We start from the raw sequence: 24,955 nt of genomic DNA, 5'->3' as shown, positions 1-24,955 counted from the left end.
TCAGTTTTCGAGGTGGCGTTTGCGCGGATGGCGCCGGCGTAGAAAGCCGTGCGGGGCGAGCAAGAGCGAGACGAGATAGGGCAGCGCGAGTGCGAGTGCGATGGCCGGACCGGCGGGGAGGTCCCAGCGAAACGACGCGACGAGCCCGAGGTAACTGCCCAGGGCGCCGCAGCCGGCGGCGAGCACGAGCGCTTTCCCCAGGCCGTTGACCCACAGGCGGGCGGTGGCAGCAGGCAGGATCAGCACGCTGATCGCCAGCAGGGTGCCGATGGCATGGAAGGCGGCCACGAGGTTGAGTACCACCAGGACGAGGAATCCGTAGTGCGCCAGCGCCGACAGGCGCGGGCTATGACGGCGCAGGAAAGGGGCGTCGAAACATTCGAGTACGAGGATGCGCCAGCCCAGGGCGAGCAGCACCAGCGTGGCGGAAGCGACCAGGGCGATGAGGGTGAGCGTGTCGCGGTCGATGGCGAGGATGGAGCCGAAGAGCAGCTGCAGCACGTCCACAGGGCGGCCGTGCGCCGTCATGAGCAGGATGCCGGCGGTGAGCGACAGGATCTGGAACGTCCCCATGGCGGTGTCTTCGAAGAGTACCGAGTGGCGTGCCGCCCAGCCCGTGGCGATCGCCACGAGCACGCCTGCGGCCAGGCCGCCGAGCGTCATCGCGCCCAGGGATAGGCCGGAGAAAAAGTAGGCGGCGGCTACGCCCGGAAGAACCGCGTGGCTCATGGCATCGGCCATGAGGCTCATGCGGCGCAGCATGAGGAAGACGCCCACGGGAGTGGCGCCCAGCGTGAGCATCAGGGCGCCGGCGAGCGCCCGGCGCATGAAATCATAGTCGGCAAAGGGGGTGAGGAGCTGGGGCAAGGTCATTGGTGGACCACCTCGTCTTTTTCCTCGTCCGCGGGCAGGGGACAAGGGGCGGCATGCTCGTCGAAGGCTTCCGCATGGTGTCGGGCGCGTTCGAGGTGCTCGGCGCTCAGCACCGCTTCGGTGGGGCCGAAGGCGACGAGCTCGCGCGCGAGCAATAGGGTTAGAGGGAAGTAGCGACGCACCCGCTCGAGATCGTGTAGCACGGCGATCACGGTGCGCCCTTCGTCGTGCCAGCGACGGATGAGGGCGAGGAATTCTTCTTCGGTGGACTCATCGAGTGCGTTGAACGGTTCGTCGAGCAGGATGAGCCGGGCATCCTGCACGATGATCTGGGCAAAGCGCACCCGCTGCAATTGGCCGCCGGAGAGCGATTGGAGCGGTCGATGCTCGAATCCTTGCAATTTGACCGCCGCAATGGCTTCCGCCACCCGACGGTGTGCCGCTTCATTGAGGGCGCGCCAAGGACCGAGCCAAGGCCAGCAGCCCATGGCTACCGCGTCGTGGACGTCGACGGGAAAATCCAGGGACCACGTCGGCTGCTGCGTGAGGTAGGCGAGTTGTTGCCGGTACTCGGGCGGCAGACCGACGCGGCCCGTCATGGGCTTGAGCTCGCCGGCGAGCACTTTGAGCAGCGTCGACTTGCCGGCACCGTTGGGCCCGGCCACGGCGAGTAGCGCGCCGCAGGGGATCGTTGCATGCAGGTGATGGATGGCCGGATGGCGGCCGTAGCCGGCGGTGAGATCGTGCAGGACGATGCCCGGGCTATTCATCGGGTACCCCAGACGTAGAGCAGCCAGATGAGCCCCAGGGGCAGCGTCGCCAGGCCGAGGCGACCGAGGATACCCAACGTCCACAAGGATCGTACGCTCATGGGGTATCTCCGGCGCGGCAGGCGGCGCACAGGCCGTGGATCACCAGCTCGATGCGTTCGGCCGCATACCCCGGCGGCAGCGGCGGCAGCGGCGGTGTGGGTGCGGGCAGGCAGCGCGTCTGAGCGCAGCGGCGGCACTGGAAATGGGCATGCGCTTCCCGATCCTCGACCGGCTCGTAGCGGGCGGCGCGCCCTACCGTCGCCAGCCGCCGTACCAGACCGTGGATGGCGAGCCAGTCGATCGCGCGATAGATGGTGACCCGATCGGGGACGTGATCGGAATTCCGGCCGAGGTACTCCAATACCTCATCGGGCGTGAGCGGCTCGTCGGCGTCCGCCAGACAGCGCAATACGGCCAGGCGCGCCGTGGTCACGCGGCCGCCGGCATCGCGGATGCGCCGGGAAAGATCTGGATCGGTCATGGCGGGTTTCGTTCGGGTCTTTTTGCCATTTTATTGCATTTTTAACCGGCGTCAAGGCAGCGTAGAATCGCGCTGAACGTTCAAGACGAGGAGTCGAGCATGTCCCCTGAAGAATTCGTGATCCCCGTTCCTTCCCGGCCGGTGGTTCCGGTGGGCTGCGGGGGGCTCTTCCCCGTGCGCCGCATCTTCTGCGTGGGGCGCAATTACGCCGAACACGCGCGCGAGATGGGGGGTGATCCGAGTCGCGAGTCGCCGTTCTTCTTCATGAAACCGGCCGATGCCGTCTGGCACCCCGGCGATGCCGACGCGCGCTGGCCCTATCCGCCGGCCACCCACGAGGTGCACCACGAGGTCGAACTGGTGGTGGCGCTGCGCGCCGGAGGCCGGGAACTCTCCTTCGAGGAGGCGGCAGAGGCGATCTACGGCTATGCCGTGGGGCTCGACATGACGCGGCGTGACCTGCAGGCGGAGGCGAAAGCCAAAGGTCGGCCTTGGGACGTGGCCAAGGGGTTCGATGCCTCGCTGCCGATCTCCGTGATCCTGCCGAAAGCGGGCGAAGTGCTGCGCGGCGGGCAGATCGGCCTCGAGATCGACGGTGCGCCGCGCCAGCGCGGCGACCTCGCACAGATGATCTACGACGTACCAGCAGTGATCGCCGAGATCTCGCGCTATTGGCGGCTCGCAGCGGGTGATCTGATCCTCACGGGAACGCCCGCCGGCGTGGGGCCGGTGCGCCCGGGCGAGCGCATCCGAGCCTGGGTGGAAGGCGTGGGCGAGCTCGCTTTCGTGGTGGGCGAGGCGGCTTGAGGCGGCGCTAGCGTGCGAGGCGACGCACTGCGGAAGTCGCCTCGATAAGACCGTCGCGCTCGTAGGCGTCGATGCGATCCTGCAGCTTGTCTGGCTCGTAGCGGTAATTGACCATGATCGCCCAGGATTGGCGCCAGCCTTTGGGCGAGGTGTCGGCGAGCCAGTTGAGCCGCTCGATGCGCGCGCCGTTGCCCAGATGGAATCGCGCCACCGGGTCGAGGGCGCGATCGTTCTCCGTAGCGAGCAGATAGCGCGCCGCGGCGCGCAAGAGGGGCGTGGCAAGCGCCTCGCGCCACGCCTCGGTGCCGGCGATTTCCGGCGTTTCGAGGAGCTGCTGCAGGAGCTCCGTTCCCTCGGGGGCGCTGGCGGCGCGTAGCCGGCGCCAGTCGGAAGCGGTGAAGGCTTGCGCGAGCGCTTCCGGGTGTGCCCGGTACCAGCGTACCAGCCCCGGCATGGGGGAGAGCGTGGCAAAGCACTCGAGTTTAGGGAAATCGCGGCGCAGGTCGTCGATCACCCGCTTGAGCAGAAAATGGCCGAAAGAGATGCCGCGCAGCCCTTTCTGCGTATTGCTGATGGAGTAGAAAATGGCCGTGTCGGCACGCTCGGAGGCAAAGAGGGGCGCCGAGACGTCGAGCAGCTGCTGCACGTCGCCCGCCAACCCTTCGGTCAGCGCGACCTCGACGAAGATGAGGGGCACCGAAGGCATGCGCGGATGGAAAAACGCGTAGCAGCGCCGGTCGGAATCGAGCCGGTTCTTCAGATCTTCCCAGGATTTGATCTCGTGCACCGCTTCGTATTGCACCAGGCGCTCGAGCACGTCGGCCGGGCTGTGCCAGGTGATGCGCTGCAGCTCAAGGAGCGCCACGTCGAACCACGAGGCGAGCAACCCCTGCAGTTCCAAATCGAGCGGGGCGAGCAGGGGATCGTCGCGCAGAAAGTCGAGCAGCTCGGCGCGCAGGTCGACGAGGAAATGCACGCCCGCATCCGAAGCGGAGAACTGGGTGAGGATACGGCTGCGGGGGGTGCGCAGGCTCTCGCGCAGCGCCGCTTCCGCTTGCCATTGCGCATCGCTGCCGCGCGCGCTGCGGTAGGTTTCATAGGCATCGTCGATGCGCTCGGGTTCGGGGCCGAATTCGGTGAGCAGGATGCGCAGGAATGCCCGCCGGCCGTTTTCATCGAGCTCGGTATACGTCTTGGCGAGCTTGGCGGCACGCTGGCGTGCGCTCACCTCGCCACCGATGAGATCGGCACATTCGCGCAGCTCGTCGCGGATGCGCTCGAGCACTTTCTCGGGCGGCGGTTCGAACCAAGCGCGCACCAGGGACAAGCCTTTGCTCAGAAGGTCGTTGCTCATTCGTTCATCCTTGCGTCGAAGAGAAGGAAGAATCGGGTCGTTGGCGTGCGTACAGGTACAGAACGGCGCCAGCCAATAGCATCGCCAGTGAGAGCCACTGCGCCGTGCTCAGCGCCGGGGTGAGCCAGGAGAGGATGCCCGGGTCGGGCGTACGGAAACACTCACAGACGAAGCGGATGGCACCGTAGCCCATGAGAAAGACCGCTGCGACCCGCCCCTTGGGGCGTGGGCGACCGGCATACCACCACAGCAGCACGAAGAGCAACAGACCTTCGCCGAGCGCCTCATAGAGCTGCGATGGATGGCGCGGCAGGGTATCGACTTGGGGATAGATCATCGCCCAGGGCAGGGACTCGGGGGCCGGACGGCCCCAGAGCTCGCCGTTGATGAAATTGCCCAGCCGCCCGAATCCCAGGCCGGGCGGCACGAGCGGGGCGACGAAGTCGGCTACCTGCCAAAACCCCATACCCTCACGTCGTGCAAAGAGCAACATGGCGACGATGGCGCCGACGAGCCCCCCGTGGAAACTCATGCCGCCACGCCAGATGGCGAAGATTTCGAGCGGATGGGCGAAATAGTATTGCGGCTGGTAGAAGAGCACTTCGCCCAGCCGCCCCCCGAGCACCACGCCGAGTACGCCGTAGAAGAGCAGCGCGTCGAGACGCTCCCGCGTCCATCGCACATCGCCCATGCGCTGTGCATGGCGTGGCGCGAGCCACAGGAAGGCGAGAAAGCCGGCGAGGTACATGAGGCCGTACCAGCGTACCGACAAGGGGCCGAGCGAGAAGGCGACGGGGTCGAACTGCGGATGCACGAGCATGGATCCCAGACCACTGTATGGACCGAGAGTTCATTGTAGCCCAAGGCCGGTTCGGGACTAGAATAACGGGCATCGCAGCCGACGTTCGAGGATACAGTCCATGCCGCAGTATCGATCCCGCACCAGTACCCACGGTCGTAACATGGCCGGTGCCCGCGCCCTGTGGCGCGCCACCGGTATGAAGGAAGAGGATTTCGGCAAGCCGATCATTGCGATCGCCAACAGTTTCACCGACTTCGTGCCCGGGCACGTGCACTTGCGCGATCTCGGCCGCCTCGTGGCCGAGGAGATCGAAAAGGCGGGAGGCGTGGCCAAAGAGTTTCACACCATCGCCATCGACGACGGCATCGCCATGGGGCACCAGGGCATGCTCTATTCCCTGCCCTCGCGCGAGCTCATCGCCGACTCGGTCGAATACATGGTCAATGCGCATTGCGCCGATGCGCTGGTATGCATCTCCAACTGCGACAAGATCACCCCGGGCATGCTCATGGCCGCCTTGCGGCTCAATATCCCGGTCGTCTTCGTTTCCGGTGGTCCGATGGAAGCCGGCAAGGTGCGATGGAAGGATCAGGACCTCTCGCTCGATCTGGTCGACGCCATGGTGAAAGCGGCCGACCCCAACGCGAGCGACGAGGAAGTCGCGCTCGTCGAGCGTTCGGCCTGCCCCACCTGCGGTTCCTGCTCCGGGATGTTTACCGCCAACTCGATGAACTGCCTCACGGAGGCCTTGGGGCTGGCGCTGCCGGGCAACGGCACGCTCGTGGCCACGCACCGCGACCGCGAAGGACTTTTCCGCCGCGCCGGGCGGCTCATCGTCGAACTCGCCAAGCGCTATTACGAGCAAGGTGACGAATCCGTCTTGCCGCGGCGCATCGCCACCCTGGCCGCGTTCGAGAACGCCATGTCGCTCGACGTCGCCATGGGCGGGTCGACCAATACCGTGCTGCACCTGCTCGCCGCGGCGCACGAGGCCGGAGTGCCCTTCACCATGGTCGACATCGACCGCATCTCGCGCCAGGTGCCCTGTCTGTGCAAAGTGGCTCCGGCGGTGAGCACGGTCCATGTCGAGGACGTGCATCGCGCCGGCGGCGTGATGGGTATTCTGGGTGAGCTGCAGCGTGCCGGATTGCTGCACGACGAGGTGCCGACGGTGTATAGCCACACACTCAAGGCGGCGCTGGCGCACTGGGACGTCATGCAGACTTCGGTGCTCGACGTTTTCGAGTTCTATCGCGCCGCACCCGGTGGCGTGCCGACGCAGCGTCCCTTTTCGCAAGAGCGGCGTTATCCCTCGCTCGACATGGATCGCACCGCCGGGGTGATTCGCGACCAGGCCAACGCCTTTTCCCAGGACGGCGGGCTGGCCGTGCTCTACGGCAATCTCGCGCCCAAGGGCTGCATCGTCAAGACGGCGGGCGTGGACGAGTCGATCTGGGTCTTCCGCGGGCGCGCCCGTGTTTTCGAGAGTCAAGAGGAAACCGTCGCGGCCATCCTCGGTGACCGGATCCAGCCCGGCGACGTGGTGGTGGTGCGCTATGAAGGGCCCAAAGGGGGGCCGGGGATGCAGGAGATGCTCTATCCCACGAGTTATCTGAAGTCCAAAGGCTTGGGGAAATCCTGTGCGCTCCTCACCGACGGGCGTTTCTCCGGTGGAACCTCGGGCCTCTCCATCGGGCACGTCTCGCCGGAAGCCGCCTGCGGTGGCACGATCGCGCTCATCGAAGAGGGCGACACGATCGAGATCGACATTCCGCAGCGGCGCATCCATCTGGCGGTCTCGGAGGAAGAGCTCGCGCGCCGGCGGGCGGCGATGGAGGCCAGAGGAGAGGCGGCCTGGCGTCCGGCGTCGCGCCAACGCCAGGTCTCGGTAGCGCTGCAGGCCTACGCGGCGCTCACCACCAGCGCCGATACCGGGGCGGTGCGCGATCTCGGGCAACTGCGGAGGTAAGCGATGGAGACGGAACTAGCGCATCTCGAACGCCAGGCCGAGCGGCTCGCGCAGCTCGTGGAGCGTCTGAGCGCACACAACCAGCGGCTGCAGCGCCAGGTGGCGCAGCTCGAGGCCGACAAGCGCATCCTCGAGGGCAAGCTCGCACAGGCGATTCGCGGCATCGAGCGTGCCGTGACTCTGCTCGAACCGGAGGAGGTGAGCGATGTCTGAAACGCACGTCGATGTGACCCTCATGGGGCGCACCTATCGCCTGGAGTGTGAAGCGGGCGAGGCGGACTCACTCGCCCAGGCCGCGGCTTTGCTCGACGAGCGCATCACCGCTCTGGCGAAACGCTCGGGTCTGAGCGGCGAGAAGCTGGTGCTATGGACGGCGCTGGAAGTGGCGCTCGACCTGGTCAAACTACAGCAGCAGGGAGGGTTTGACATCACGCGATTCAAGCGTAGAATTGAGCTCATCGGCGCGCGGCTCGATGGGGTGCTGAGTCAATACGATCGCCCCTTGTAGAAGATGGAGCCGTCGCCCTCAGGTTTCCCCTGCGGCGTTCGGGAGGGTCGTACGATCCTAGAACCAATATCGTGACGATGGGTCGCGGCCCCGAGAAACCGCCAGTGTGCGCGCCCTTTGCGGGTGTGCCTGAGGCGGAAGGAAAGCGACCAACCTGAACCTCGGGTTCAGGAGCATCGGCCCGATCGGCGCTCGCGGGGGATCTCCTTCTTCAAACCCGGCTCAGTCCGGGTTTTTTCATGGGGCAAGCGATGGATGCATGGTGGCTGGCCTATCCGCTGCTCGGTGTCGTGGTCGGCCTCTTCGCCGGTTTGCTTGGCGTGGGCGGCGGGGCGATCATGGTGCCAATCCTCACTTCACTCTATACCGTTCAAGGGTTTCCCGCTGAAAACGTGGTGCATCTGGCGCTCGGAACGTCCATGGCGAGTATCGTGCTCACTTCGGTGAGCAGCTCCCGGGCGCACCATGCGCGCGGGGCGGTGGAGTGGGGGGTGGTGGTGGCCATGGGGCCGGGCGTGCTCGTCGGCATTTTCCTCGCCTCGTTCATCGCTGCTGCTTTGCCTTCGCGGCCTTTGGCGATCTTCTTCGCCTGTTTCATCGCCTACGTCTGCGTGCAGATGTTACTCGACATCAAGCCCAAGCCCTCGCGGCAGTTGCCTGGTCCCTGGGGGTTGGCGACGGCCGGCGCCGTGATCGGGGCGGTGTCGGCGCTGGTGGCGATCGGCGGCGGTTCGCTCACCGTCCCCTTCCTCACCTGGTGTAACGTGCCGGCGCATCGCGCCATCGGGACGTCCGCCGCTCTGGGGCTGCCGATTGCGCTCGCGGGTACGGTCGGTTACCTCGTCATGGGTTGGGGGCATCCGGGCTTGCCATCCTATTCGCTGGGCTACGTTTATCTGCCGGCGGTGATCGGGGTGAGTGCCGTGAGCTATTTCACCGCCCCGCTGGGGGCGACGCTCGCCCATCGTCTGCCGGTGCGCACGCTCAAGCGCATCTTCGCCTTGGTGTTGCTCGCGCTGCTCGCGAAGATGCTGCATGCTCTCTTTGGATGATCGACCATGAACGAATTGTGGCTCGGCCGCCAGGTGGCGGTTCCTGCGTCCTACGACCCCGGCGTGCTCACGCCGATCGCGCGTGCGCAGACTCGCCGCGACCTCGACCCGCCCCCTTTCGTCGGTTTCGACGAGTGGCATGCCTATGAGCTCTCCTGGCTCGACGGGCGCGGCAAGCCGGTAGCGGCGCTGGGGCGCTTGCGCGTGCCTTGCGATTCGCCCTGTCTCATCGAATCCAAGTCCCTGAAGCTCTACCTCAATGGCTTGGGTAGCACGCGTTTCGCCGAGGTCGAGGCGGTCGCGGCCACGATCCGGGCCGATCTGTCGCGGGCGGCCGGGGCGTCAGTGGAGGTGGCGATCGTACCGCTGTCGACCCGGCCGCGGCGCGCGCCGGGCTATCCCGAGGGGTATTGCGTCGACGATCTGCCGGTGGAAATCGAGACCTACCGCTACGATCCCACGCTGTTGCGCGTCGTCGAAAACACACCGAGCGAGCAGCGGCTCGTGAGCCATTTGCTGAAGTCGAACTGTCCCGTCACGGGGCAACCCGATTGGGGCTGCGTCGTCGTGCACGCCCTGGGGCCGGTGATCGATCCGGCTTCATTCCTGCGCTACGTCGTTTCCTTTCGCGAACAGCAGGAATTCCACGAGCAGTGCGTCGAGCGCATCTACCGCGACCTGTGGCGCCTGGGGATGCAGGAGCTGCTGGTGTTCGCCTGCTACACCCGTCGCGGGGGATTGGACATCTCGCCGGTGCGCGCTTCGCGCGTCGGCTTGCTGCCATCCACGGTGCCCGAAGAGATCCGGCAATGATCGATGGATTGAACGAACGATTGGCCGCGAAGCGAAGCTGTAGGGGGCGCTCTCCGGCGCTCGGTGTGCCGTGCTTTGCGCCCGCTCGCAGCGGGGGCGGCAGCCTACGCTATTGTGTTTCCTTCGGTAAAAAACGCTTGCGTTCATCGTGTTTCGGGCTAAGGTGATGGATGTTCGAAGGTTCAGTTTGGGTTAACATAGCGCCTCGCGCCGCGGGCTGTGCCGCGGTTCGAGTGACGAAGGCCCTAGCAGCGCACCTCGCTGGGCGCTTCGCTCCATTTTCGGTGATACAAAGGAGAGAAACGATGTACAAGGCACTTTGGGTCGGCGCTGCGGCGCTGTTCTTGGCTGGGCCGGCGCTCGCTGCCACGGAAGGCGAAACGCTGATGAAAACCAAGGGCTGCGCTGCATGCCATGCCGTCGACAAGAAACTGGTCGGCCCGTCGTACAAAGACGTGGCTCAGAAATACACCGAAGCCGACGTGCCCAAACTCGTTGAAACAGTGAAGAAGGGCGGTGTGGGCGTGTGGGGTCCCGTGCCGATGCCGCCCAATCCACAAGTGGCCGATGCGGACATCGAAAAGATCGTCCGTTGGATCCTGACCTTGAAGTGAGTCGAGTCAGCCGCGGCCCATCGAAAGAGAGGCCGCGGTTTTTTCAGTCAGTCAGTACACTCACAGTCAGCACACTCACCCGTTGTATTCTGGAGCAATGATATGCACGGGGCTCGTGCCATCGTACCAGCCGAGGCAAAGAGGTAATTTTTTCTGCGGCCAGGGGCAAGAGGGCTTGAACTTTGGGGTGGGAGAGGGCAGGCGAGGAAGTCTCCTCCGGCCAATCCCGTTCAGGAGCTTTGGCTCGGGAACGCGCCGGCCCAAGGGCGCATTCCGTGCTCGAAGCGTGCAGTAACAGGCGATTGGCGGTGATCGCCTGCCTGAGGTTGACCACGGGCTCTCGGGTGAGAACGGTGTCGAGAGCAGTCATGATGGGTTCGCAAAAGTGAATGCGTCACTGTGAAAGGCATCGACGTCCAGCCCTTGGATGAGGAAGTCGCGCCGCGCCGCTTCGATCATCGCTGGAGCGCCGCAAGCATAGACTTCATGGCCGGCGAGCGTTGGAAAATCCTGCAGCACGGCGCGGTGCACGAGTTCGGTGCGCCCTTCCCATCGATCTTCCACGAGGGGTTCGGAGAGCACCGGGACATAGCGCAGCCAGGGATGTTCGGCGGCGAAGCGTTCGAGCCATTCGTGCCGATAAAGGCCGGAACGCGTGCGTGCGCCCCAGTAGAGCACGGCGGGACGGGCGATGCCGGCATGGTGCATGTGCCGCAGCATCGATTGGATCGGGGCAAATCCCGTGCCGCCAGCGAGGAAGAGGATCGGCGCTTCGCTTTCCTCGCGCAGAAAGAAGCTGCCGAGCGGCCCCTCGAGTCGCAGCACTTCCTTGGGCTTCATCGCCGTGAAGACGTGCGTGGTGAAGCGACCGCCGGGCACGAGCCGGACGTGGAGTTCGAGGAAATCGTTTTCCTCCGGGGCATTGGCGAGTGAGAAACTGCGCCGCGCCCCGTCGGGCAGCAGCACGTCTACGTACTGGCCGGCGCGGAAGCGGAAGTCCAGGCTCGCCGGCCGTTTGAGGGTGAGGATCATCACGTCGTCGGCGGCGCGCTCCAGGTGTTCGACCCGGGCGGGGAATTTGTGGACCGGGAAGTCGTCGGCGCGGCGCAGCTCGCGCACGGCGATGACGAGATCCGTGCGCGCGTGGGCACGGCAGGGCAGGAACCAGCCTTGTGCCCGTTCTTCTTCGGTGAGCGCCGACGCGGCCACCGGGCCGCGGTATTCGATCTGCCCCTCGACGAGCCGGGCGCGGCAGGCGCCGCAGGCACCGTCACGGCACCCGTAGGGCAGCAGGAGCCCGGCGGCGAGCGCCGCTTCGAGGATGGTCTGATTCGGGGCAACGGAGAAACCGGCACCAGGGTGGTCGGCGATGCGGACGGTGGCGTTCATGGTAGGCTTGCGTATCCAGCGTGACGCAGAAAGCGCAAAAGGATAGCATGAAGCGGGCAAGGAGATTGCTGGTGGTTGGGGCGGGCGACGTGGCGGCGCGGGCGATGCGTTTCCTGCCTGCCGGGGTCCGCGTCGTCGCTCTGGTGCGTCGTCCCGAGACGGCGCCGGTCTGGCGTGAGAGGGGGGCGAAGGTGCTGATCGCCGATCTCGACGACCGGCGTAGTCTGCGTCGCCTCGCCGGGCTCGCCTCGTGGGTGTGGATGCTCGCGCCGCCACCGGCCGCGGGGACGGAGGATCCCCGCTCGCGTCGCCTCGCGGCGGCGCTGGCTCGCGGCGGAAGGCGACCCCGCCGCCTGGTCTATGTCGGCACGAGCGGCATCTACGGCGATCGGGGCGGCGCTTGGGTGAGAGAATCCGATCCCCCGCGACCGCAAACCGCCCGAGGGAAAAGGCGTCTTGCGGCCGAGCGCTGCTGGCGCGCGTTTGCGCGTCGCCGGGGCGTGCGGCTGACGATCCTGCGTGCGCCGGGGATCTACGCCGAGGATCGCTTGCCCCTGGAGCGGCTGCGCCGGGGGTGGCCGGTGCCGCGTGAGCCGGTGTGGACCAACCACATTCACGCCGACGATCTCGCCCGTGCGCTGTGGTTTGCCACTTTCCGCGGAGCGAGCCTGCGCGCCTATCACGTGGTCGATGAAAGCGAGCTGACCCTTGCCGCATTCTACGAGCGGCTCGCCGCGACCTTCGGCCTGCCGCCGCCGCCGCGTCTACCCTTGGCCGAGGCGCTGGCGGCGGTGCCGCCGGTCGTGGCCTCTTTCATGCGAGAATCGCGCCGTCTGCGCTTCGAGCGGCTGCGGCGGGAATTGCGCCTGCGTCTGCGTCACCCGACGGTGGAGGGCGTGTTGGCGGCGATCGCAGCCCGTCGTGAAACGAAAGGGTAGCTCGAAGAACCGTCGCGCACAGGCTATTCGAGGTGTCCAACAGGAGAATGAGTCCATGCTGGTCGTCAAATCCCTGCACATCGTCTTCGTCGTGAGCTGGTTCGCCGGGCTCTTCTACCTGCCGCGCATCTTCGTCAATCTGGCGATGGTCGAGAACGAGCCGGCGGTGCGGGCGCATCTCTTGGTCATGGCGCGCAAGCTCTACCGCTTCATGACGCCGCTGGGGGTGCTCGCGATCGTCTTCGGTCTGTGGCTGTGGTTCGGCTTCGGCTTTTCCGGCGGCTGGCTGCATGCGAAGACGCTGCTCGTGGCCTTTCTCGTCGTCTATCACCTGGCGTGCGGCCGCCTGCTGCGCGCTTTTACCGAAGGGCGCAATCGTCACTCGCATCGCTGGTATCGCGTCTTCAACGAGATTCCCGTGCTGGTGCTCACGGCGGTGGTGTTCCTCGCCGTGTTGAAACCTTTTTGAGGAGGCGGCGTGAGCGAGCGGTTTTTCGTTCCTTGTCCGCGGGGTCTGGAGGGGGTGCTCGCCCGGGAATTGGCGAGCTTGGGGGTCGAGCGGCCCGAGCCGGCTTCTGCCGGGGTGGGGTTTGCCGGCGAGTTCGCGCTCGGTGCCTGGCTGAACCTGACGAGCCGCATCGCTACGCGCGTACTGTGGCAGGTGGGGGAAGGAGCCTATCGCAACGAGGACGAACTCTATCGTCTGGCCCGCGACGTTCCCTGGCCACGGCATTTCGCCGTGGAGCGCACGATCCGCGTCGATGTACGCGCGCAGCGCTCCCCTTTGCGTAGCCTCGAATTCGCGGCGCTGCGGGTCAAGGATGCGATCTGCGATCGATTTCGCACCCAGCTGGGCACGCGACCCAGTGTCGATACCGCCACGCCGGAAGTACGTATCTGGGTTTTCTTGCAAGAGCGGCGCGCGCGGCTCTATCTCGATCTGAGCGGTGAGCCGCTCTACCGCCGCGGTTTCAAACGCTCGACGGTCGCCGCGCCCTTGAAGGAAAATCTCGCGGCGGGGATCCTCATGCTCACCGGGTGGCGGCCGGACGAGCCGCTGGTCGATCCGATGTGCGGCAGCGGGACTTTTCTGCTCGAAGCGGCGATGGCCGCGCGCGGCATCGCCCCGGGGCTTGCGCGGGGTTTCGCCCTGGAAAAGCTGGAAAATTTCGATTCGACGCAGTGGCGGGCATTGCGCCGGCGCGCCGAGGCGCTGCGCCATGATACGCCACTGAGATTATGGGGGTCCGACGTCGATGCGGCGATGGTGGCGGCGGCACGCGAGAACCTCGCCGCGGCGGGACTGGAAGAATCGGTGGATTGGCAAGTGGCCGATGTGGCAGAGCTGGCTACCCCGGCACCGGAAGGCGTTTTGGTGGCCAATCCGCCCTATGGTGTGCGACTCGACGAGGCGCAGCGGCTGGCGGCGTGGTATCCGCGCCTGGGCGATGCCCTCAAGCGCCATTGGACGGGCTGGCGTGCCTGGATCCTTACCGCCGATCCGGAATTGCCGCGCGGCATCGGGCTCAAGGCGAGTCGGCGCGTGCCGCTCTTCAACGGGGCGCTGGAGTGTCGCCTTTTGGAATACCGCCTCGTGGCTGGCCCGATGCGGCGGCGCCCCAGTACGCCGCCGTGACGCACGCCATCAGAGGACGTCGAGGCCATCGGGCGGACGGATGTCGGGTTTGTCTTCCCGTTTGCTGTAGAGCTTGATCTGCAGCCGCAGGTCATTGACCGAGTCGGCATAGCGCAGCGCGTCCTCGTAGCGAATGAGCCCTGCCTCGTAGAGGTCGAAGAGGGACTGGTCGAAGGTTTGCATACCCAGTTCGCGCGAGCGTTTCATCACGTCCTTGATCTCGCCCACCTCCCCTTTGAAGATGAGATCGGCGATGAGTGGGGAGTTGAGCATGATTTCTACGGCCGGGATGCGGCCTGGGCCGTCGGCGCGCGGCAACAGGCGCTGCGACACGAAGGCGCGCAGGTTGAGTGAGAGATCCATGAGCAGCTGCTGGCGCCGGTCTTCGGGGAAGAAGTTGATGATGCGATCGAGCGCCTGGTTGGCGCTGTTGGCGTGCAGCGTAGCGAGCGCGAGGTGGCCGGTTTCGGCGAAGGCGATGGCATAGTCCATCGTCTCGCGATCGCGAATTTCCCCCATCATGATGACGTCCGGGGCTTGGCGCAAGGTGTTTTTCAGGGCGATTTCCCAGTTTTCGGTGTCGATGCCGATCTCCCGTTGCGACACGATGCAGTTCTTGTGCGTGTGTACGAATTCGATCGGATCTTCGATGGTGATGATGTGGCCGAAGGAATTCTCGTTGCGGTAATCGACGAGCGCGGCGAGCGAGGTGCTCTTGCCGGTGCTGGTGCCGCCGACGAAGACCACCAGGCCGCGCTTGAGCATGGCGATTTCCTTGAGAATGGGGGGCAGCATCAGCTCCTCGAAAGTCGGGATCCGGTCGGCGATGGCACGAAGTACCAAGGCGACGGCCCCTTTCTCGAGATAGGCATTGACACGGAAACGCCCGATTCCCGTGGGATTGATGGCGAAGTTGCATTCCTTGGTCGCCTCGAACTCGGCGGCTTGCCGGTCGTTCATCAAGGAACGGGCGATCTCGGCGGTATGGACGGCGGTCAGCGGCTGCGCCGTTTGCGGCGTGACCTTGCCGTCGATCTTCAGCGCCGGGGGGAAATCCGGGGTGATGAAGAGGTCGGAAGCCTTTTTCTGCTTGGCGAGCTTGAGCAAGTCGTTGACGAAGCGCAGCGATTGGTCTTTTTGCATGATGACGGTCCTTAGCGGAACTGATCCTTGTTCTGCGCCACCGACCGGGCGTCGTCGACCGAGATCACCTGCTGGCGCACCAGCTCCATGAGGCACTGATCCAGCGTCTGCATGCCGATGGCCTGATTGGTCTGGATGATGGAGTACATCTGGGCCACCTTGTTCTCGCGGATGAGGTTGCGGATGGCGGCGTTGGCGATCATGATTTCATGTGCCGCCACGCGGCCGGTACCGTCCTTGCGCTTGAGTAGCACTTGCGAGATGACGGCGCGCAGGGATTCGGAAAGCATTGATCGCACCATCTCTTTCTCGGTGGCGGGGAAGACGTCGACGATCCGGTCGATCGTCTTGGCGGCCGAAGAGGTGTGCAAGGTGGCGAAAACGAGGTGGCCGGTCTCGGCCGCGGTGAGCGCGAGCCGGATGGTTTCGATGTCACGCATTTCGCCGACCAGGATCACGTCCGGGTCTTCGCGCAGCGCCGAGCGCAGCGCATTCTCGAAAGAATGGGTGTCGCGGTGTACCTCGCGCTGGTTGATGAGGGCTTTCTTCGGCTCGTAGACGAATTCGATGGGATCTTCGATGGTGAGGATATGGACCGGTTGATGGGTGTTGATGTAATCGAGCATCGCCGCCAAGGTGGTCGATTTCCCCGAGCCGGTCGGACCGGTGACGAGCACGATGCCGCGGGGTTGATCACAGATGGTCTTGAACACGGGGGGGGCGGAGAGATCCTCCAAGGTGAGAACTTTGCTCGGGATGGTGCGAAAGGCCGCTCCCATGCCGCGGTCCTGCATGAACGCATTGACGCGGAAGCGGGGACACCGGGAACTTCGAAGGAAAAATCCTCCTCCAGATGCTCCTCGAAGTTCTTGCGCTGCGCATCGTTCATGATGTCGTAGACGAGCGCCTTGACGTCGGCATCGGTGAGCGTGGGCAGGTTGATGCGCCGGATGTCACCGTTGATGCGCAGCATTGGCGGCATGCCGGCGGAGAGGTGGAGGTCGGAGGCCTTGTTCTTGACGGAGAAGGCGAGCAGTTCGGTGATGTCCATACGATCTCCTGGGAGGCGGACGGCGGCGATGCTATACTCGATGCGGTCTTGGACTCGGAGTATGGCCTCGGAATGACGATTGTAGCGGATTCGCCGCATCGCGAGGAGTTTTTGTGTCATCGGCTCGATGCGTTGCGTGCGCGCGTGGCCGAGGCCGAGGTGCGCGCCGGGCGTCCTCCCGGTTCGGTGACGATCGTGGCGGTGTCGAAAACTCAGCCGCCGGAAGCCGTGCGCGCGGCCTTTGCCTGCGGGCAGCGGGTCTTCGGCGAGAACTACGTACAGGAAGGCGTGGCTAAGGTCGAGGCGCTCTCGGTCCTGCCGCTCGAGTGGCATTTCATCGGCCCCATCCAGAGCAACAAGACGCGGGCCATCGCCGAACACTTCGCCTGGGTGCATTCCGTCGATCGCCTGAAAGTGGCCGAGCGGCTGGCGACGCAGCGCCCGGCCGCCTTGGGGCCGCTGCAGGTGCTGCTGCAGGTCAATGTGAGCGGCGAAGCGAGCAAGTCCGGCGTGGCACCGGCCGAGGTGCCGGCGCTCGCGCAGGCGGTGGCGGCATTGCCTGGTCTGCGCCTGCGCGGTCTGATGTGCATTCCGGAGCCGACTTCCGACGAGGCTGTGCTGTGTGCGCGTTTCCGGACGCTGCGTCATTGTCTGGAGGAGCTGCGCGCGAGGGGGCTCGAGCTCGACGTGCTCTCGATGGGCATGTCGGGCGATTTCACCCTCGCCATCGAGGAGGGAGCGACGCACGTGCGCCTGGGGACGGCGATTTTCGGGGAGAGGAAGAAACCATGAGAATCAGTTTTCTTGGCGGCGGCCGCATGGCCGAGGCCCTGATCGGCGGTTTGTTGGCGCGCCAGATAGCGAGTGCGCGCGGGGTCCAGGTGATGGATCCCGACGCGGTGCGCTGCCGGACGCTGGAAGCGCGCTTCGGCGTGGCGGCGCAGCCGGTGCTCGACGATGCCTGGTTTGAGACCGACGTGATCGTGTTGGCGGTCAAGCCCCAGCATCTGCGCGAGGCCGTGGCTCCGCTCGCCGGCCGCCTGGGGCGGATCCTGGTGCTGAGTATCGCCGCGGGTTTGCCGCTGGGCGTGATCGGACGCTGGCTCGGCGGCCATAGGCGGCTCGTGCGCGCCATGCCCAATACGCCCGCCCTGGTGGGAGCCGGTGTCACGGGACTCTACGCCGACCCGAGCGTCGATACGCTGGGGCGTGAGGAGGCCGAGCGCATCATGGCAGCGGTGGGCGAGGTGCTCTGGGTCGAAGAGGAAGGCAAAATCGACGCGATCACCGCACTCTCCGGCAGCGGCCCGGCCTACGTCTTCGCCTTTCTCGAAGCCTTGCAGGCTGCGGGCGAAGCGCTGGGGTTCGACGCTGCCACTGCCCGCCGTTTGGCGCAGGCCACGGCCGCCGGCGCGGTGCGGCTCGCCCAGGAGAGCGAGGAGCCGCTGTCGCGCCTGCGCGAGAACGTGACGTCCAAGGGCGGAACGACGGAGGCGGCGCTGGTGCGCTTGAATGAACGCGGGTTTGCCGAAGCCATCCGCGAGGCGGTGTTTGCCGCTCATGCGCGCAGCCAGGAACTCGCGCGGCAGCTGGGCGAGGCGCCGTGATGATGGGACAGCAGCTCTTCGACCTGGTATTCGGCACACTCGCGCAGGCCTTCACCGCTGTGCTCTGGCTGCGGGTGCTGATGCAGGCGCAGCGCATCTCTTTCTACACCCCGCTGGGCCGTTTCGTCCTCACGCTCACCGATTGGGCGGTGTTGCCGCTGCGCCGCGCCTTGAGGCCGCGCATGCGCTGGGACGTGGTGAGCCTGGGTCTGGCCTGGGCGACGCAGTCGCTCTTCGTGCTGCTGAAGATGGCAGTGTTCGGTCAGCTCGCGCTCCTGCCGCTGGGTGGCCTCGTCGGTTTGGTGGTGCTTGGGGGGCTACTCGAGACGTTCTACGTGCTGGGATATCTCCTCTTTTTCGCCGTCCTTTTCGCGGCGGTTTTGAGCTGGGTCAACCCCCATGCTCCGGCCGCGGCGCTGGCCGAGGCGATCGTCGCACCCTGGCTCTATCCCATACGCAGAATCGTGCCCACGATCGGCGGCATTGATCTGAGCCCTCTGGTCTTTTTGTTGCTGCTGCAGGTGCTGGCGATCGCCGGCGGGCAGATGCGATTCCTGCTGGTGCGGCTGTTGCTCGGTGGCGGGATGGGATGAGCGAGGCGCCGATCCGCCTCGAGCGCGAGGCCTTGGTGGTGAGGCTGCACGTTCAGCCGGGCGCCAAACGCAGCCAGTGGGCGGGATGCCATGGCGGCGCGCTGAAGCTGCGCGTGGCCGCGCCTGCCGTGGAAGGGAAGGCGAACGAGGCGCTCGTGCGCTTTCTGGCCGAATTCTGCGGCGTGCCGCGTTCGGCCATCGAGATCCTGCAGGGGGAAGCGAGCCGCACCAAGCGCGTGCGCATCGCCACCCCGGATCCGCAGGCGGTGGCGGCGCGGCTCGCGACGATTGCTTCGCCGGCGCTCAGCGACTGAAGACCGGTCGGCCGCCTACCAGAGTGGCCACCACGCGCCCTTGCACCGTTTGCCCCAAGAGCGGCGTGTTCTTCCCGAGGCTTGCGAGCGACTCGGGCGTGACCTGCCAGCGGGCTTGTGGGTCGAAGAGGCAGAGGTCGGCCACCGCGCCTTCTCCGAGATGTCCCGTGTCTTCCATGCCGAGGAGCCGGGCAGGATGGTCGGTGATGGGGGCGAGCGCTTCGGCAAGTCCAAGCCCTTGCTCGCGTCCCCAGGCAAGCGTGAGCGGCAGCAGCAGCTCCAGCCCAGTCGCACCGGGTTCGCTCTCGGCAAAGGGGACGGCCTTGGCGTCGTCGTCGACCGGGGTGTGGTTCGAATCGATCACGTCGATCAGTCCTTCGGCCACGGCCTGGGCGAGCGCCGCGCGGTCGGCCTGGCTGCGCAACGGGGGGATCACGTGTGTGTGGGTGTCGAAGTGCCCGATGTCGTGTTCGCTGCAGGCAAGGTGCAGCGCCGAGACGCTGGCGCTCACGGGCAGCCCCGAGGCTTTCGCCTGGGCGAGCAGCGGCAGCGAAGCGGCGCTCGAGAGGTGCTGCACGTGCAGCCGCACCCCGGTGGCACGGGCGAGCTCCAGGAGCCGCGCCAGGGCGATGGTCTCGGTGCAGGCGGGAATTCCCGGCAGGCCTAGGCGGGCGGCCACTTCCCCATCGTGGGCACAGCCGGCGGCCGCGAGCCAGGGGTCGGAGGCGGTGAGCCATACGGGGAGATCGAAGGTCGCGGCGTACTGGAATGCGCGAAAGAGCGAGAGGGTATCGGCGATGGGCACGTCGGCCTGACCCAGGGCGACGCAGCCGACTTCAGTGAGGAGCACCATTTCCGCGAGGCGCTCGCCTTTGAGTCCCAGCGTGAGTGCGCCCACCGGGTACACGCGGGCGAGCCCCAACGCCTCGGAGCGGAAACGCAGCATCTCGACGAGGCCGGCTTCGTCGAGCGGAGGATCGGTGTCGGGCGGAGTGACCACCCGGGTGATGCCGCCGCCGACGGCAGCCTCGAGCTCGGAGGCGAGCGTGGCGCGATACTCGAACCCCGGCTCGCGCAAGCGCGCGAAGGTGTCGATGAGGCCGGGGCAGACGACCAGCCCTTCGGCCTCGATCGTCTGATCGGCGTGGAAATCCGGGGCCGGGCCACGGCCGACGATGCGTCCGTCGGCGATCAGCAGATCGGCGAACTCTTCCTGGCGGCGACGGGGATCGACGAGGCGGGCGCCGCGGATGCGCACTCTCATGCTTGGGCTCCTTGTCCGGCGAGCAGGCTCATCACCGCCATGCGCACGGCGATGCCGAAAGTGACTTGGGGAAGGATCACCGACCGAGGGCCGTCGGCCACGGACGAGTCGATTTCGATGCCGCGGTTGAGGGGCCCCGGGTGCATGACAATGGCGTCGGGCTTGGCGAGCGCGAGTTTCTCGGGCGTGAGCCCGAAACGTTGGTGATACTCTTCCTTCGAGGGCAGCAAGGCCCCTTTCATGCGCTCGTTTTGCAAGCGCAGCATCATGACGACGTCCACGTCGCGCAAGCCCTGGCGCAGGTCGTGAAAGACCCGGGCGCCGAACTGTTCGAGCCCTACGGGTAGCAGTGTCTTGGGGCCGATCACGCGCAGCTCGCCCACGCCCAGGGTGGTGAGCGCGGCGATCTCGGAGCGGGCCACGCGCGAGTGGAGCACGTCGCCGACGATGGCCACCGTCAGCCGCGAGAAATCTTTCTTGTAGTGCCGGATGGTGTACATGTCGAGCAGCCCCTGGGTGGGGTGGGCGTAGCGTCCGTCGCCGGCATTGACCACGTGGACGTGCTCGAGGCCGCGCTCGCGCAGGTGGCGGGCGATGAGGAAGGGCGCGCCGCTGCTCGCGTGGCGGACGACGAACATGTCGGCGTTCATCGCGCAGAGGTTGTCGATGGTGTCGAGCAGGGATTCGCCCTTGGTGGTGGAGCTCGTGCTGACGTTGAGGTTGATGACGTCGGCCGACAGACGCTTGGCGGCGATCTCGAAGGTGGTACGCGTGCGGGTGGAGTTTTCGAAGAAGAGGTTGAAGACGCTCTTGCCGCGCAGCAAGGGTACTTTCTTTACCTCACGCTCGGTGACTTCGAGGAAAGGTTCGGCCATGTCGAGGATCTGGAGCAGCACTTCGCGCGGCAGTCCGTCGAGGCTCAGGAGATGCTGCAAGCGGCCATGTTCATCGAGTTGTGGGTGGCTCATCGCGCAGGGTCCGGAGGGTGAAGAGGCCCGCTTCGTCGCGGGCGAGTTCGAGCCGCTCGCCGGCGGGCAGCGGCTGGGGCAGGGTATGGGCCACGTAACGCGCGCAGATGGGGAGCTCCCGCTCGCCACGATCGACGAGCACGGCGAGCTCCACGCGCGCCGGGCGGCCGTAGTCGAAGAGCTCGTTGATCGCCGCGCGTACCGTGCGACCCGTGTAGAGCACGTCATCGACGAGCAGGATCCGCGCATCCTGCACCGGGAAAGGGATGTGGGAGGCGCGCACGCGCGAGCGCCCCAGACCCCGTTGGGCGAGGTCGTCGCGGTAAAACGAGACGTCGATGCTGCCGAGCGCCTTGGTAGGAGCGAGCTCGCGCTGCAGCCGCTCGGCGAGCCAGGCTCCGCCGGAGTGGATGCCCACCAGCGCGTCGAAGTGGTCGATGTCGGAAGCGAGCCGTTCGCGCAGCGTCGCGTAGAGGCGTTCTGCCTCGGGTATCGGGTTCATGCGGGCTCCTTGGAGGCGAGGGGGTCGCGCCAGGGGGCACCGTCGAAGAAACTTTGCAGGATGACGCTCGCGGCGAGGGCATCGCGTACCGGCTTGCGGTGTCGCCAGTCGCGTCGGCCGATTTCTACGAGCTGGCGTTCGGCGAGGCACGAGGAGAGGGATTCGTCGACCAGCACGACGGGTAGGCGGTGACGGCCGTGCAGGCGGCGGGCGAAGCGCTCGCAGCGCAGTCCAAATGCGTGCTCCTGGTTTTCACCTGGACGGCCAACCACGAGCAGCACCGGATGCCATTCTGCGAGCAGCGATGCGATGGCAGAGAAGAAAAACGACTCATCGGTGGATTCGAGCACCGCGAGTGGCATGGCAATCCGGGTCTCGAGCTCGCCCTGGGCGATGCCTGTACGTGCGAGGCCGTAGTCGAATGCGAGCACGGTTCCGCGGTGCGGGATCATCGGCGAAGACATGGGCGGTATCAGCCGTGTCCGGAATGGACGACGAGGTGGTGTAGCGCAACGCCCAAGAGTGCGAGGGCGGCTTCATAGCGTAGCGCCGGGTCCACGCCAAAGATCAAGTCCGGATCGGCAGGGACGCTGAGCCAGGCGTTTTGCGCGAGCTCTTGCTCGAGCTGACCGGGTGCCCAGCCGGCGTGCCCCAGCACGACGAGGAAATCGTGAGGGTCTTTGCCTTCGCCGATCGCTTGCAGTACGTCGCGTGAGCTGGTGAGCGCTAGGCCATGGGGCAAGACGGTGGTGCCGTGCCATGAACCGCCGGGGCGGTGCAGGACGAAACCACGCTCGGTGGCCACCGGTCCGCCGAAGAAGACCGGTCGGACGGCCACATCAGGGGCGGGGGCAGGCAGGTCGATGCGTTCGTAGAGCGTGCCGAGCGTGATTTCGGTGGGGCGATTGATGATCACGCCCATGGCCCCTTCGTCGGAGTGCTCGGCGAGGTAGACCACCGTCTGGGCAAAGTTGGGATCGGCCATGTCAGGCATGGCGATCAGAAAGTGGTGTTTGAGGCTCATGCTGGTTTTCTTCATGGGCGGATTCTAGCATTCAGTTCAGGAATGGACGTTCCAGGATCGGTGCGTGCCTCGGTTCCACGGGTTGCGGTAGCCTTCGTTGCCGAATGAGGTCGTAGAGAGGATCTTCACTCGTGTCGTTTGCGGCGGGATGCTCGTACAGGAATTCGGGGAATTCGGGCATCGGTGGATAGGGCTCGGGGGGTGGGAATTCACTGTAATGATATTCGGGCACGTCGCCGAGTAGCACGGTCGAGATGCCTTCGGGCATGGGGCGTTTGACTTCGGGTTGGCCTCGCAGTGCTGTCTCCATGTACTCGATCCAGATCGGAAGCGCCGCGCGCCCCCCCGTCTCTGCGCGACCGAGCGAGCGCGGCTGGCTGAAACCGAGCCAGCTCACGGCGACGATCTTGGGTTGATAGCCGGCAAACCAGGTGTCGACCTGGTTGTTGGTGGTACCGGTCTTGCCGGCCAAGTCCGAGCGTTTGAGTTTGCGCGCGGCGGTGGCGGTGCCGCGTTCGACCACGCTGCGCAGGAGCGAGTCCATCAACCAGGCATTGCGCTCCGAGAGGACGCGCGGAGCATCCCGTGCGGCAACCTTGGGTTGTACGCGAAGCAGGAGGTTCCCCTGGGCGTCGCGGATCTCCTGGATGAAGTAGGGTTCGACGAGGTAACCCCCGTTGGCGAAGACCGCGTAGGCGCGTGCCATCTCCCAGGGGGTCGCGCTGCCCGATCCCAGCGCCATTGCGAGATAGGGGGGGTGCTTGGCCGGGTCCAGACCGAAACGGGTGAGCCACTGCTGGGCGTATCCCGTCGTGATGTCATTGAGCACGCGGACGGCTACGACGTTCTTGGATTTGGCGACTGCATCCCGCAGTCTCATCCATCCTTCATAACGATTGTCATAGTTCTTGGGTTCCCAGTCTTTGCTGCCAGTGACTTCGGCAGAAAAGCTGATGGGTTCGTCCTCGACCCAGCTGCCCGGCCCCCAGCCTTTCTCGAGTGCGGCGGAGTAGATGAAGGGTTTGAACGAAGAGCCCGGCTGACGCTGACCTTGAGTGGCGTGGTTGAATTTGGTGAGACTGAAGTCGTAGCCGCCCACGAGCGCGCGCACGGCGCCGGTATCGGCGTCGATCGATATGAGCGCGGCCTGGGCTTCGGGAATTTGCGTCAATTCCCATCGTCCTTCGGGAAGTGCGCGGATACGTACGATCGCACCCGGACGCAGCCGTTTCGCTTCGGGTATCTTGGTTCCGATGTTACTGCGTACGAAATCGAGCGCTTTGCCGGTGAATTCGATGGTTTGGCCGTGCCGCCAAACGACGAGCTTACGCTCATTCGCTTCCACTACGACGGCCGCCAGCGCATCGGGTAGATCGGGGAAACCGGAGAGCTGGGCGTCGAGTGCGTCCCAATCCTCTTCGGTGATGGCCTCGGGCGCGATCCAGCCTTCTGGTCCGCGATAGCCGTGTCGCCGATCATAGGCCAGCAGGCCATGTCGCACGGCGGCCTCGGCCGCGCGCTGGTCTTCGATACGAATCGTGGTGAAAATCCGGATGCCGGCGGTGTAGGCCGCCTCTCCGAAACGTTCCAGCGCAAAGAGCCGGGCCATCTCGGCCACGTACTGGCCAGTGCCATTGTCATTGATGGCAGCGGGATCTCTACGGGAGCGGTCTTGTACGAGCACGATCGGCTCGGCTCTCGCGGTTTCATATTGCGCTTGGTCGATGAACCCCGCGTCGAGCATGCGAGAGAGCACGTATTCACGACGTCTTTTGGATGCTTCGGGATTACGCAGGGGGTTGAGCAGCGAAGGAGCCTTGGGCAGTCCGGCGAGCAGTGCGGCCTCGGCCAGCGAGAGCTCCTGCACGGGCTTGCCGAAATAGGTACGAGCAGCGGCGGCAAATCCGTAGGCGCGCTGGCCGAGATAGATCTGGTTGAGGTAGAGCTCTAGGATCTGATCTTTGGTGAGTTCGCGCTCGATCTTGAAGGCGAGCAGGATTTCGTAAAACTTGCGGTTGAAGGTCTTTTCACGCGAGAGGTAAAAATTGCGCGCCACCTGCATGGTAATGGTGGAAGCGCCTTGTGCCCTCCCGCCGCGCACGAAATTGACCAAGGCAGCGCGCGCGATGCCCACCACGTCGACGCCCGGGTGTTCGTAGAAGCGTTCGTCTTCGGCGGCGAGTATGGCCAGCTTGAGATGTTCGGGCACGACATGCACGTTCAAGACCACCCGTCTTTCCTCTCCGAACTCGGCCAGCGGCTCCCCTTCGGCGGAATAGACGCGCAGAGGTATTTTCGGCTGGTAGTCGAGGATCTGATCGAGCTCGGGAAGTTTCTGCCAGGCCAGCGCAGCCGTGGTGGCGATGACGCCAAAAGCAGTGGCAATCAAGGCCAGTAGGACGACGAGCAGGGATTTTACCCAAGGCATGAGGATGTCCATC

27 protein-coding genes, 1 other RNA gene and 1 pseudogene are annotated in these 24,955 nt (G+C 65.6%); 15 read left to right on the top strand and 14 right to left on the bottom strand.

Annotated elements, in window-relative coordinates; all coding sequences use genetic code 11:
* The 3 genes from GV368_RS08580 to GV368_RS08570 all read right to left on the bottom strand — a co-directional run bounded on the left by GV368_RS08580 (position 1) and on the right by GV368_RS08570 (position 2,166).
* Positions 1-873, bottom strand: a complete 873-nt coding sequence (locus GV368_RS08580; RefSeq protein ID WP_142804776.1) for a metal ABC transporter permease — start codon at positions 871-873, stop codon at positions 1-3.
* A complete protein-coding gene (locus GV368_RS08575; protein ID WP_169116231.1) occupies positions 870-1,643 on the bottom strand; it encodes a metal ABC transporter ATP-binding protein in 774 nt (257 codons plus the stop codon). The genes GV368_RS08580 and GV368_RS08575 overlap by 4 nt, the downstream gene beginning before the upstream one ends.
* 97 nt (positions 1,644-1,740) lie before the next feature.
* Entirely contained in the window at positions 1,741-2,166 is a 426-nt protein-coding gene (locus tag GV368_RS08570) for a Fur family transcriptional regulator (protein ID WP_169116230.1), read from the bottom strand.
* A gap of 99 nt (positions 2,167-2,265) precedes the next feature.
* Between GV368_RS08570 and GV368_RS08565 the strand changes: the two genes are divergently transcribed.
* Entirely contained in the window at positions 2,266-2,973 is a 708-nt protein-coding gene (locus GV368_RS08565; protein WP_169116229.1) for a fumarylacetoacetate hydrolase family protein, read from the top strand.
* Between the two features lie 7 nt (positions 2,974-2,980).
* On the opposite strand, the gene GV368_RS08560 is transcribed toward GV368_RS08565, so the two are convergent.
* Complete coding sequence (locus GV368_RS08560; protein ID WP_169116228.1) at positions 2,981-4,327, bottom strand: malonyl-CoA decarboxylase; 1,347 nt, start codon at positions 4,325-4,327, stop codon at positions 2,981-2,983.
* A 4-nt stretch (positions 4,328-4,331) separates the two neighbouring features.
* Positions 4,332-5,147, bottom strand: a complete 816-nt coding sequence (gene lgt, locus GV368_RS08555; protein WP_142808927.1) for a prolipoprotein diacylglyceryl transferase — start codon at positions 5,145-5,147, stop codon at positions 4,332-4,334.
* A 100-nt stretch (positions 5,148-5,247) separates the two neighbouring features.
* Here lgt and ilvD point away from each other — a divergent pair, with 100 nt between their 5' ends.
* The 7 genes from ilvD (at position 5,248) to GV368_RS08525 (ending at position 10,085) form a co-directional block, all read left to right on the top strand.
* Positions 5,248-7,098 carry a dihydroxy-acid dehydratase gene (gene ilvD, locus GV368_RS08550; protein ID WP_169116227.1) on the top strand — a complete coding sequence of 617 codons (1,851 nt, stop codon included), beginning with the start codon at positions 5,248-5,250 and terminating at the stop codon, positions 7,096-7,098.
* Between the two features lie 3 nt (positions 7,099-7,101).
* Positions 7,102-7,311, top strand: coding sequence for a hypothetical protein (locus GV368_RS08545; RefSeq protein WP_142804769.1), 210 nt, complete (start codon positions 7,102-7,104; stop codon positions 7,309-7,311).
* Positions 7,304-7,606 (top strand): cell division protein ZapA, encoded by a 303-nt coding sequence (locus GV368_RS08540; protein ID WP_142804768.1) that lies wholly within the window; start codon positions 7,304-7,306, stop codon positions 7,604-7,606. The genes GV368_RS08545 and GV368_RS08540 overlap by 8 nt, the downstream gene beginning before the upstream one ends.
* Before the next feature lie 23 nt (positions 7,607-7,629).
* A non-coding RNA gene (ssrS, locus tag GV368_RS11855) (6S RNA) lies at positions 7,630-7,811 on the top strand.
* A 46-nt stretch (positions 7,812-7,857) separates the two neighbouring features.
* The gene (locus tag GV368_RS08535; protein ID WP_169116226.1) at positions 7,858-8,658 is read left to right on the top strand and encodes a sulfite exporter TauE/SafE family protein; all 801 of its coding nucleotides are present in this window, start codon (positions 7,858-7,860) and stop codon (positions 8,656-8,658) included.
* 6 nt (positions 8,659-8,664) lie between these two features.
* Positions 8,665-9,471 carry an NADPH-dependent 7-cyano-7-deazaguanine reductase QueF gene (gene queF, locus GV368_RS08530; RefSeq protein WP_169116225.1) on the top strand — a complete coding sequence of 269 codons (807 nt, stop codon included), beginning with the start codon at positions 8,665-8,667 and terminating at the stop codon, positions 9,469-9,471.
* Between the two features lie 305 nt (positions 9,472-9,776).
* Positions 9,777-10,085, top strand: coding sequence for a c-type cytochrome (locus GV368_RS08525; protein WP_169116224.1), 309 nt, complete (start codon positions 9,777-9,779; stop codon positions 10,083-10,085).
* Positions 10,086-10,451: 366 nt separating this feature from the next.
* On the opposite strand, the gene GV368_RS08520 is transcribed toward GV368_RS08525, so the two are convergent.
* The gene (locus GV368_RS08520) at positions 10,452-11,474 is read right to left on the bottom strand and encodes a CDP-6-deoxy-delta-3,4-glucoseen reductase (RefSeq protein WP_169116223.1); all 1,023 of its coding nucleotides are present in this window, start codon (positions 11,472-11,474) and stop codon (positions 10,452-10,454) included.
* 71 nt (positions 11,475-11,545) lie between these two features.
* On the opposite strand from GV368_RS08520, the gene GV368_RS08515 reads away from it, so the two are divergent.
* Genes GV368_RS08515 through GV368_RS08505 form a run of 3 tightly spaced genes read left to right on the top strand, consistent with a single transcriptional unit; the run spans position 11,546 to position 14,048 of the window.
* Positions 11,546-12,412, top strand: a complete 867-nt coding sequence (locus GV368_RS08515; RefSeq protein WP_206673362.1) for an NAD-dependent epimerase/dehydratase family protein — start codon at positions 11,546-11,548, stop codon at positions 12,410-12,412.
* 55 nt (positions 12,413-12,467) lie between these two features.
* Entirely contained in the window at positions 12,468-12,881 is a 414-nt protein-coding gene (locus GV368_RS08510) for a CopD family protein (RefSeq protein WP_169116221.1), read from the top strand.
* Positions 12,882-12,890: 9 nt separating this feature from the next.
* A complete protein-coding gene (locus GV368_RS08505; RefSeq protein ID WP_169116220.1) occupies positions 12,891-14,048 on the top strand; it encodes a THUMP domain-containing class I SAM-dependent RNA methyltransferase in 1,158 nt (385 codons plus the stop codon).
* A gap of 9 nt (positions 14,049-14,057) precedes the next feature.
* Here GV368_RS08505 and GV368_RS08500 read toward each other — a convergent pair whose 3' ends face one another.
* Both GV368_RS08500 and GV368_RS08495 read right to left on the bottom strand, forming a co-directional pair.
* A complete protein-coding gene (locus tag GV368_RS08500) occupies positions 14,058-15,191 on the bottom strand; it encodes a PilT/PilU family type 4a pilus ATPase (RefSeq protein WP_169116219.1) in 1,134 nt (377 codons plus the stop codon).
* Between the two features lie 11 nt (positions 15,192-15,202).
* A pseudogene (locus GV368_RS08495) lies at positions 15,203-16,036 on the bottom strand (type IV pilus twitching motility protein PilT); the annotation flags it as partial.
* Positions 16,037-16,314: 278 nt separating this feature from the next.
* Between GV368_RS08495 and GV368_RS08490 the strand changes: the two are divergent.
* The 4 genes from GV368_RS08490 to GV368_RS08475 are packed head-to-tail and all read left to right on the top strand — an operon-like array spanning position 16,315 to position 18,756.
* On the top strand, positions 16,315-17,034 hold the full coding sequence (locus tag GV368_RS08490) for a YggS family pyridoxal phosphate-dependent enzyme (protein WP_169116218.1): 720 nt from the start codon (positions 16,315-16,317) through the stop codon (positions 17,032-17,034).
* On the top strand, positions 17,031-17,849 hold the full coding sequence (proC, locus tag GV368_RS08485) for a pyrroline-5-carboxylate reductase (protein ID WP_169116217.1): 819 nt from the start codon (positions 17,031-17,033) through the stop codon (positions 17,847-17,849). The genes GV368_RS08490 and proC overlap by 4 nt, the downstream gene beginning before the upstream one ends.
* A complete protein-coding gene (locus tag GV368_RS08480) occupies positions 17,849-18,442 on the top strand; it encodes a YggT family protein (RefSeq protein WP_169116216.1) in 594 nt (197 codons plus the stop codon). Before proC ends, GV368_RS08480 begins: the two co-directional genes overlap by 1 nt.
* Positions 18,439-18,756, top strand: coding sequence for a DUF167 domain-containing protein (locus GV368_RS08475; protein WP_169116215.1), 318 nt, complete (start codon positions 18,439-18,441; stop codon positions 18,754-18,756). The genes GV368_RS08480 and GV368_RS08475 overlap by 4 nt, the downstream gene beginning before the upstream one ends.
* Here the strand turns inward: GV368_RS08475 and GV368_RS08470 are convergent.
* Genes GV368_RS08470 through GV368_RS08445 form a run of 6 tightly spaced genes read right to left on the bottom strand, consistent with a single transcriptional unit; the run spans position 18,746 to position 24,954 of the window.
* Positions 18,746-20,020 carry a dihydroorotase gene (locus tag GV368_RS08470; protein WP_169116214.1) on the bottom strand — a complete coding sequence of 425 codons (1,275 nt, stop codon included), beginning with the start codon at positions 20,018-20,020 and terminating at the stop codon, positions 18,746-18,748. The genes GV368_RS08475 and GV368_RS08470 overlap by 11 nt on opposite strands.
* Positions 20,017-20,988: an aspartate carbamoyltransferase catalytic subunit gene (locus tag GV368_RS08465; protein WP_169116213.1), complete on the bottom strand. Its 972-nt coding sequence runs from the start codon at positions 20,986-20,988 to the stop codon at positions 20,017-20,019. Before GV368_RS08465 ends, GV368_RS08470 begins: the two co-directional genes overlap by 4 nt.
* Positions 20,966-21,490 (bottom strand): bifunctional pyr operon transcriptional regulator/uracil phosphoribosyltransferase PyrR, encoded by a 525-nt coding sequence (gene pyrR / locus GV368_RS08460; RefSeq protein WP_169116212.1) that lies wholly within the window; start codon positions 21,488-21,490, stop codon positions 20,966-20,968. The genes GV368_RS08465 and pyrR overlap by 23 nt, the downstream gene beginning before the upstream one ends.
* A complete protein-coding gene (gene ruvX, locus GV368_RS08455; RefSeq protein WP_169116211.1) occupies positions 21,487-21,954 on the bottom strand; it encodes a Holliday junction resolvase RuvX in 468 nt (155 codons plus the stop codon). The genes pyrR and ruvX overlap by 4 nt, the downstream gene beginning before the upstream one ends.
* Before the next feature lie 8 nt (positions 21,955-21,962).
* Entirely contained in the window at positions 21,963-22,529 is a 567-nt protein-coding gene (locus tag GV368_RS08450) for a YqgE/AlgH family protein (RefSeq protein WP_142808961.1), read from the bottom strand.
* A gap of 16 nt (positions 22,530-22,545) precedes the next feature.
* Positions 22,546-24,954, bottom strand: coding sequence for a penicillin-binding protein 1A (locus GV368_RS08445; protein WP_206673361.1), 2,409 nt, complete (start codon positions 24,952-24,954; stop codon positions 22,546-22,548).
* Position 24,955 lies beyond the last annotated feature (1 nt).

Source organism: Tepidiphilus baoligensis (genome assembly GCF_012911495.1).
In the GTDB taxonomy this organism is placed as follows: domain Bacteria; phylum Pseudomonadota; class Gammaproteobacteria; order Burkholderiales; family Rhodocyclaceae; genus Tepidiphilus; species Tepidiphilus olei.
The sequence above is the reverse complement of the archived record's forward strand: the minus strand, read 5'-3'. Positions and strand labels throughout refer to the sequence as shown.

Coding starts and splice junctions, on each gene's coding strand:
- GV368_RS08565 (WP_169116229.1), top strand. CDS start 2,266: ATGTCCCCTGAAGAATTCGTGATCCCCGTTCCTTCCCGGCCGGTGGTT.
- GV368_RS08500 (WP_169116219.1), bottom strand. CDS start 15,191: ATGCAAAAAGACCAATCGCTGCGCTTCGTCAACGACTTGCTCAAGCTC.
- GV368_RS08535 (WP_169116226.1), top strand. CDS start 7,858: ATGGATGCATGGTGGCTGGCCTATCCGCTGCTCGGTGTCGTGGTCGGC.
- GV368_RS08490 (WP_169116218.1), top strand. CDS start 16,315: ATGACGATTGTAGCGGATTCGCCGCATCGCGAGGAGTTTTTGTGTCAT.
- GV368_RS08580 (WP_142804776.1), bottom strand. CDS start 873: ATGACCTTGCCCCAGCTCCTCACCCCCTTTGCCGACTATGATTTCATG.
- GV368_RS08520 (WP_169116223.1), bottom strand. CDS start 11,474: ATGAACGCCACCGTCCGCATCGCCGACCACCCTGGTGCCGGTTTCTCC.
- GV368_RS08525 (WP_169116224.1), top strand. CDS start 9,777: ATGTACAAGGCACTTTGGGTCGGCGCTGCGGCGCTGTTCTTGGCTGGG.
- GV368_RS08510 (WP_169116221.1), top strand. CDS start 12,468: ATGCTGGTCGTCAAATCCCTGCACATCGTCTTCGTCGTGAGCTGGTTC.
- GV368_RS08560 (WP_169116228.1), bottom strand. CDS start 4,327: ATGAGCAACGACCTTCTGAGCAAAGGCTTGTCCCTGGTGCGCGCTTGG.
- GV368_RS08540 (WP_142804768.1), top strand. CDS start 7,304: ATGTCTGAAACGCACGTCGATGTGACCCTCATGGGGCGCACCTATCGC.
- GV368_RS08470 (WP_169116214.1), bottom strand. CDS start 20,020: ATGAGAGTGCGCATCCGCGGCGCCCGCCTCGTCGATCCCCGTCGCCGC.
- queF (WP_169116225.1), top strand. CDS start 8,665: ATGAACGAATTGTGGCTCGGCCGCCAGGTGGCGGTTCCTGCGTCCTAC.
- lgt (WP_142808927.1), bottom strand. CDS start 5,147: ATGCTCGTGCATCCGCAGTTCGACCCCGTCGCCTTCTCGCTCGGCCCC.
- GV368_RS08480 (WP_169116216.1), top strand. CDS start 17,849: ATGATGGGACAGCAGCTCTTCGACCTGGTATTCGGCACACTCGCGCAG.
- GV368_RS08445 (WP_206673361.1), bottom strand. CDS start 24,954: ATGGACATCCTCATGCCTTGGGTAAAATCCCTGCTCGTCGTCCTACTG.
- GV368_RS08570 (WP_169116230.1), bottom strand. CDS start 2,166: ATGACCGATCCAGATCTTTCCCGGCGCATCCGCGATGCCGGCGGCCGC.
- GV368_RS08575 (WP_169116231.1), bottom strand. CDS start 1,643: ATGAATAGCCCGGGCATCGTCCTGCACGATCTCACCGCCGGCTACGGC.
- pyrR (WP_169116212.1), bottom strand. CDS start 21,490: ATGAACCCGATACCCGAGGCAGAACGCCTCTACGCGACGCTGCGCGAA.
- GV368_RS08450 (WP_142808961.1), bottom strand. CDS start 22,529: ATGAAGAAAACCAGCATGAGCCTCAAACACCACTTTCTGATCGCCATG.
- proC (WP_169116217.1), top strand. CDS start 17,031: ATGAGAATCAGTTTTCTTGGCGGCGGCCGCATGGCCGAGGCCCTGATC.
- ilvD (WP_169116227.1), top strand. CDS start 5,248: ATGCCGCAGTATCGATCCCGCACCAGTACCCACGGTCGTAACATGGCC.
- ruvX (WP_169116211.1), bottom strand. CDS start 21,954: ATGTCTTCGCCGATGATCCCGCACCGCGGAACCGTGCTCGCATTCGAC.
- GV368_RS08465 (WP_169116213.1), bottom strand. CDS start 20,988: ATGAGCCACCCACAACTCGATGAACATGGCCGCTTGCAGCATCTCCTG.
- GV368_RS08545 (WP_142804769.1), top strand. CDS start 7,102: ATGGAGACGGAACTAGCGCATCTCGAACGCCAGGCCGAGCGGCTCGCG.
- GV368_RS08475 (WP_169116215.1), top strand. CDS start 18,439: ATGAGCGAGGCGCCGATCCGCCTCGAGCGCGAGGCCTTGGTGGTGAGG.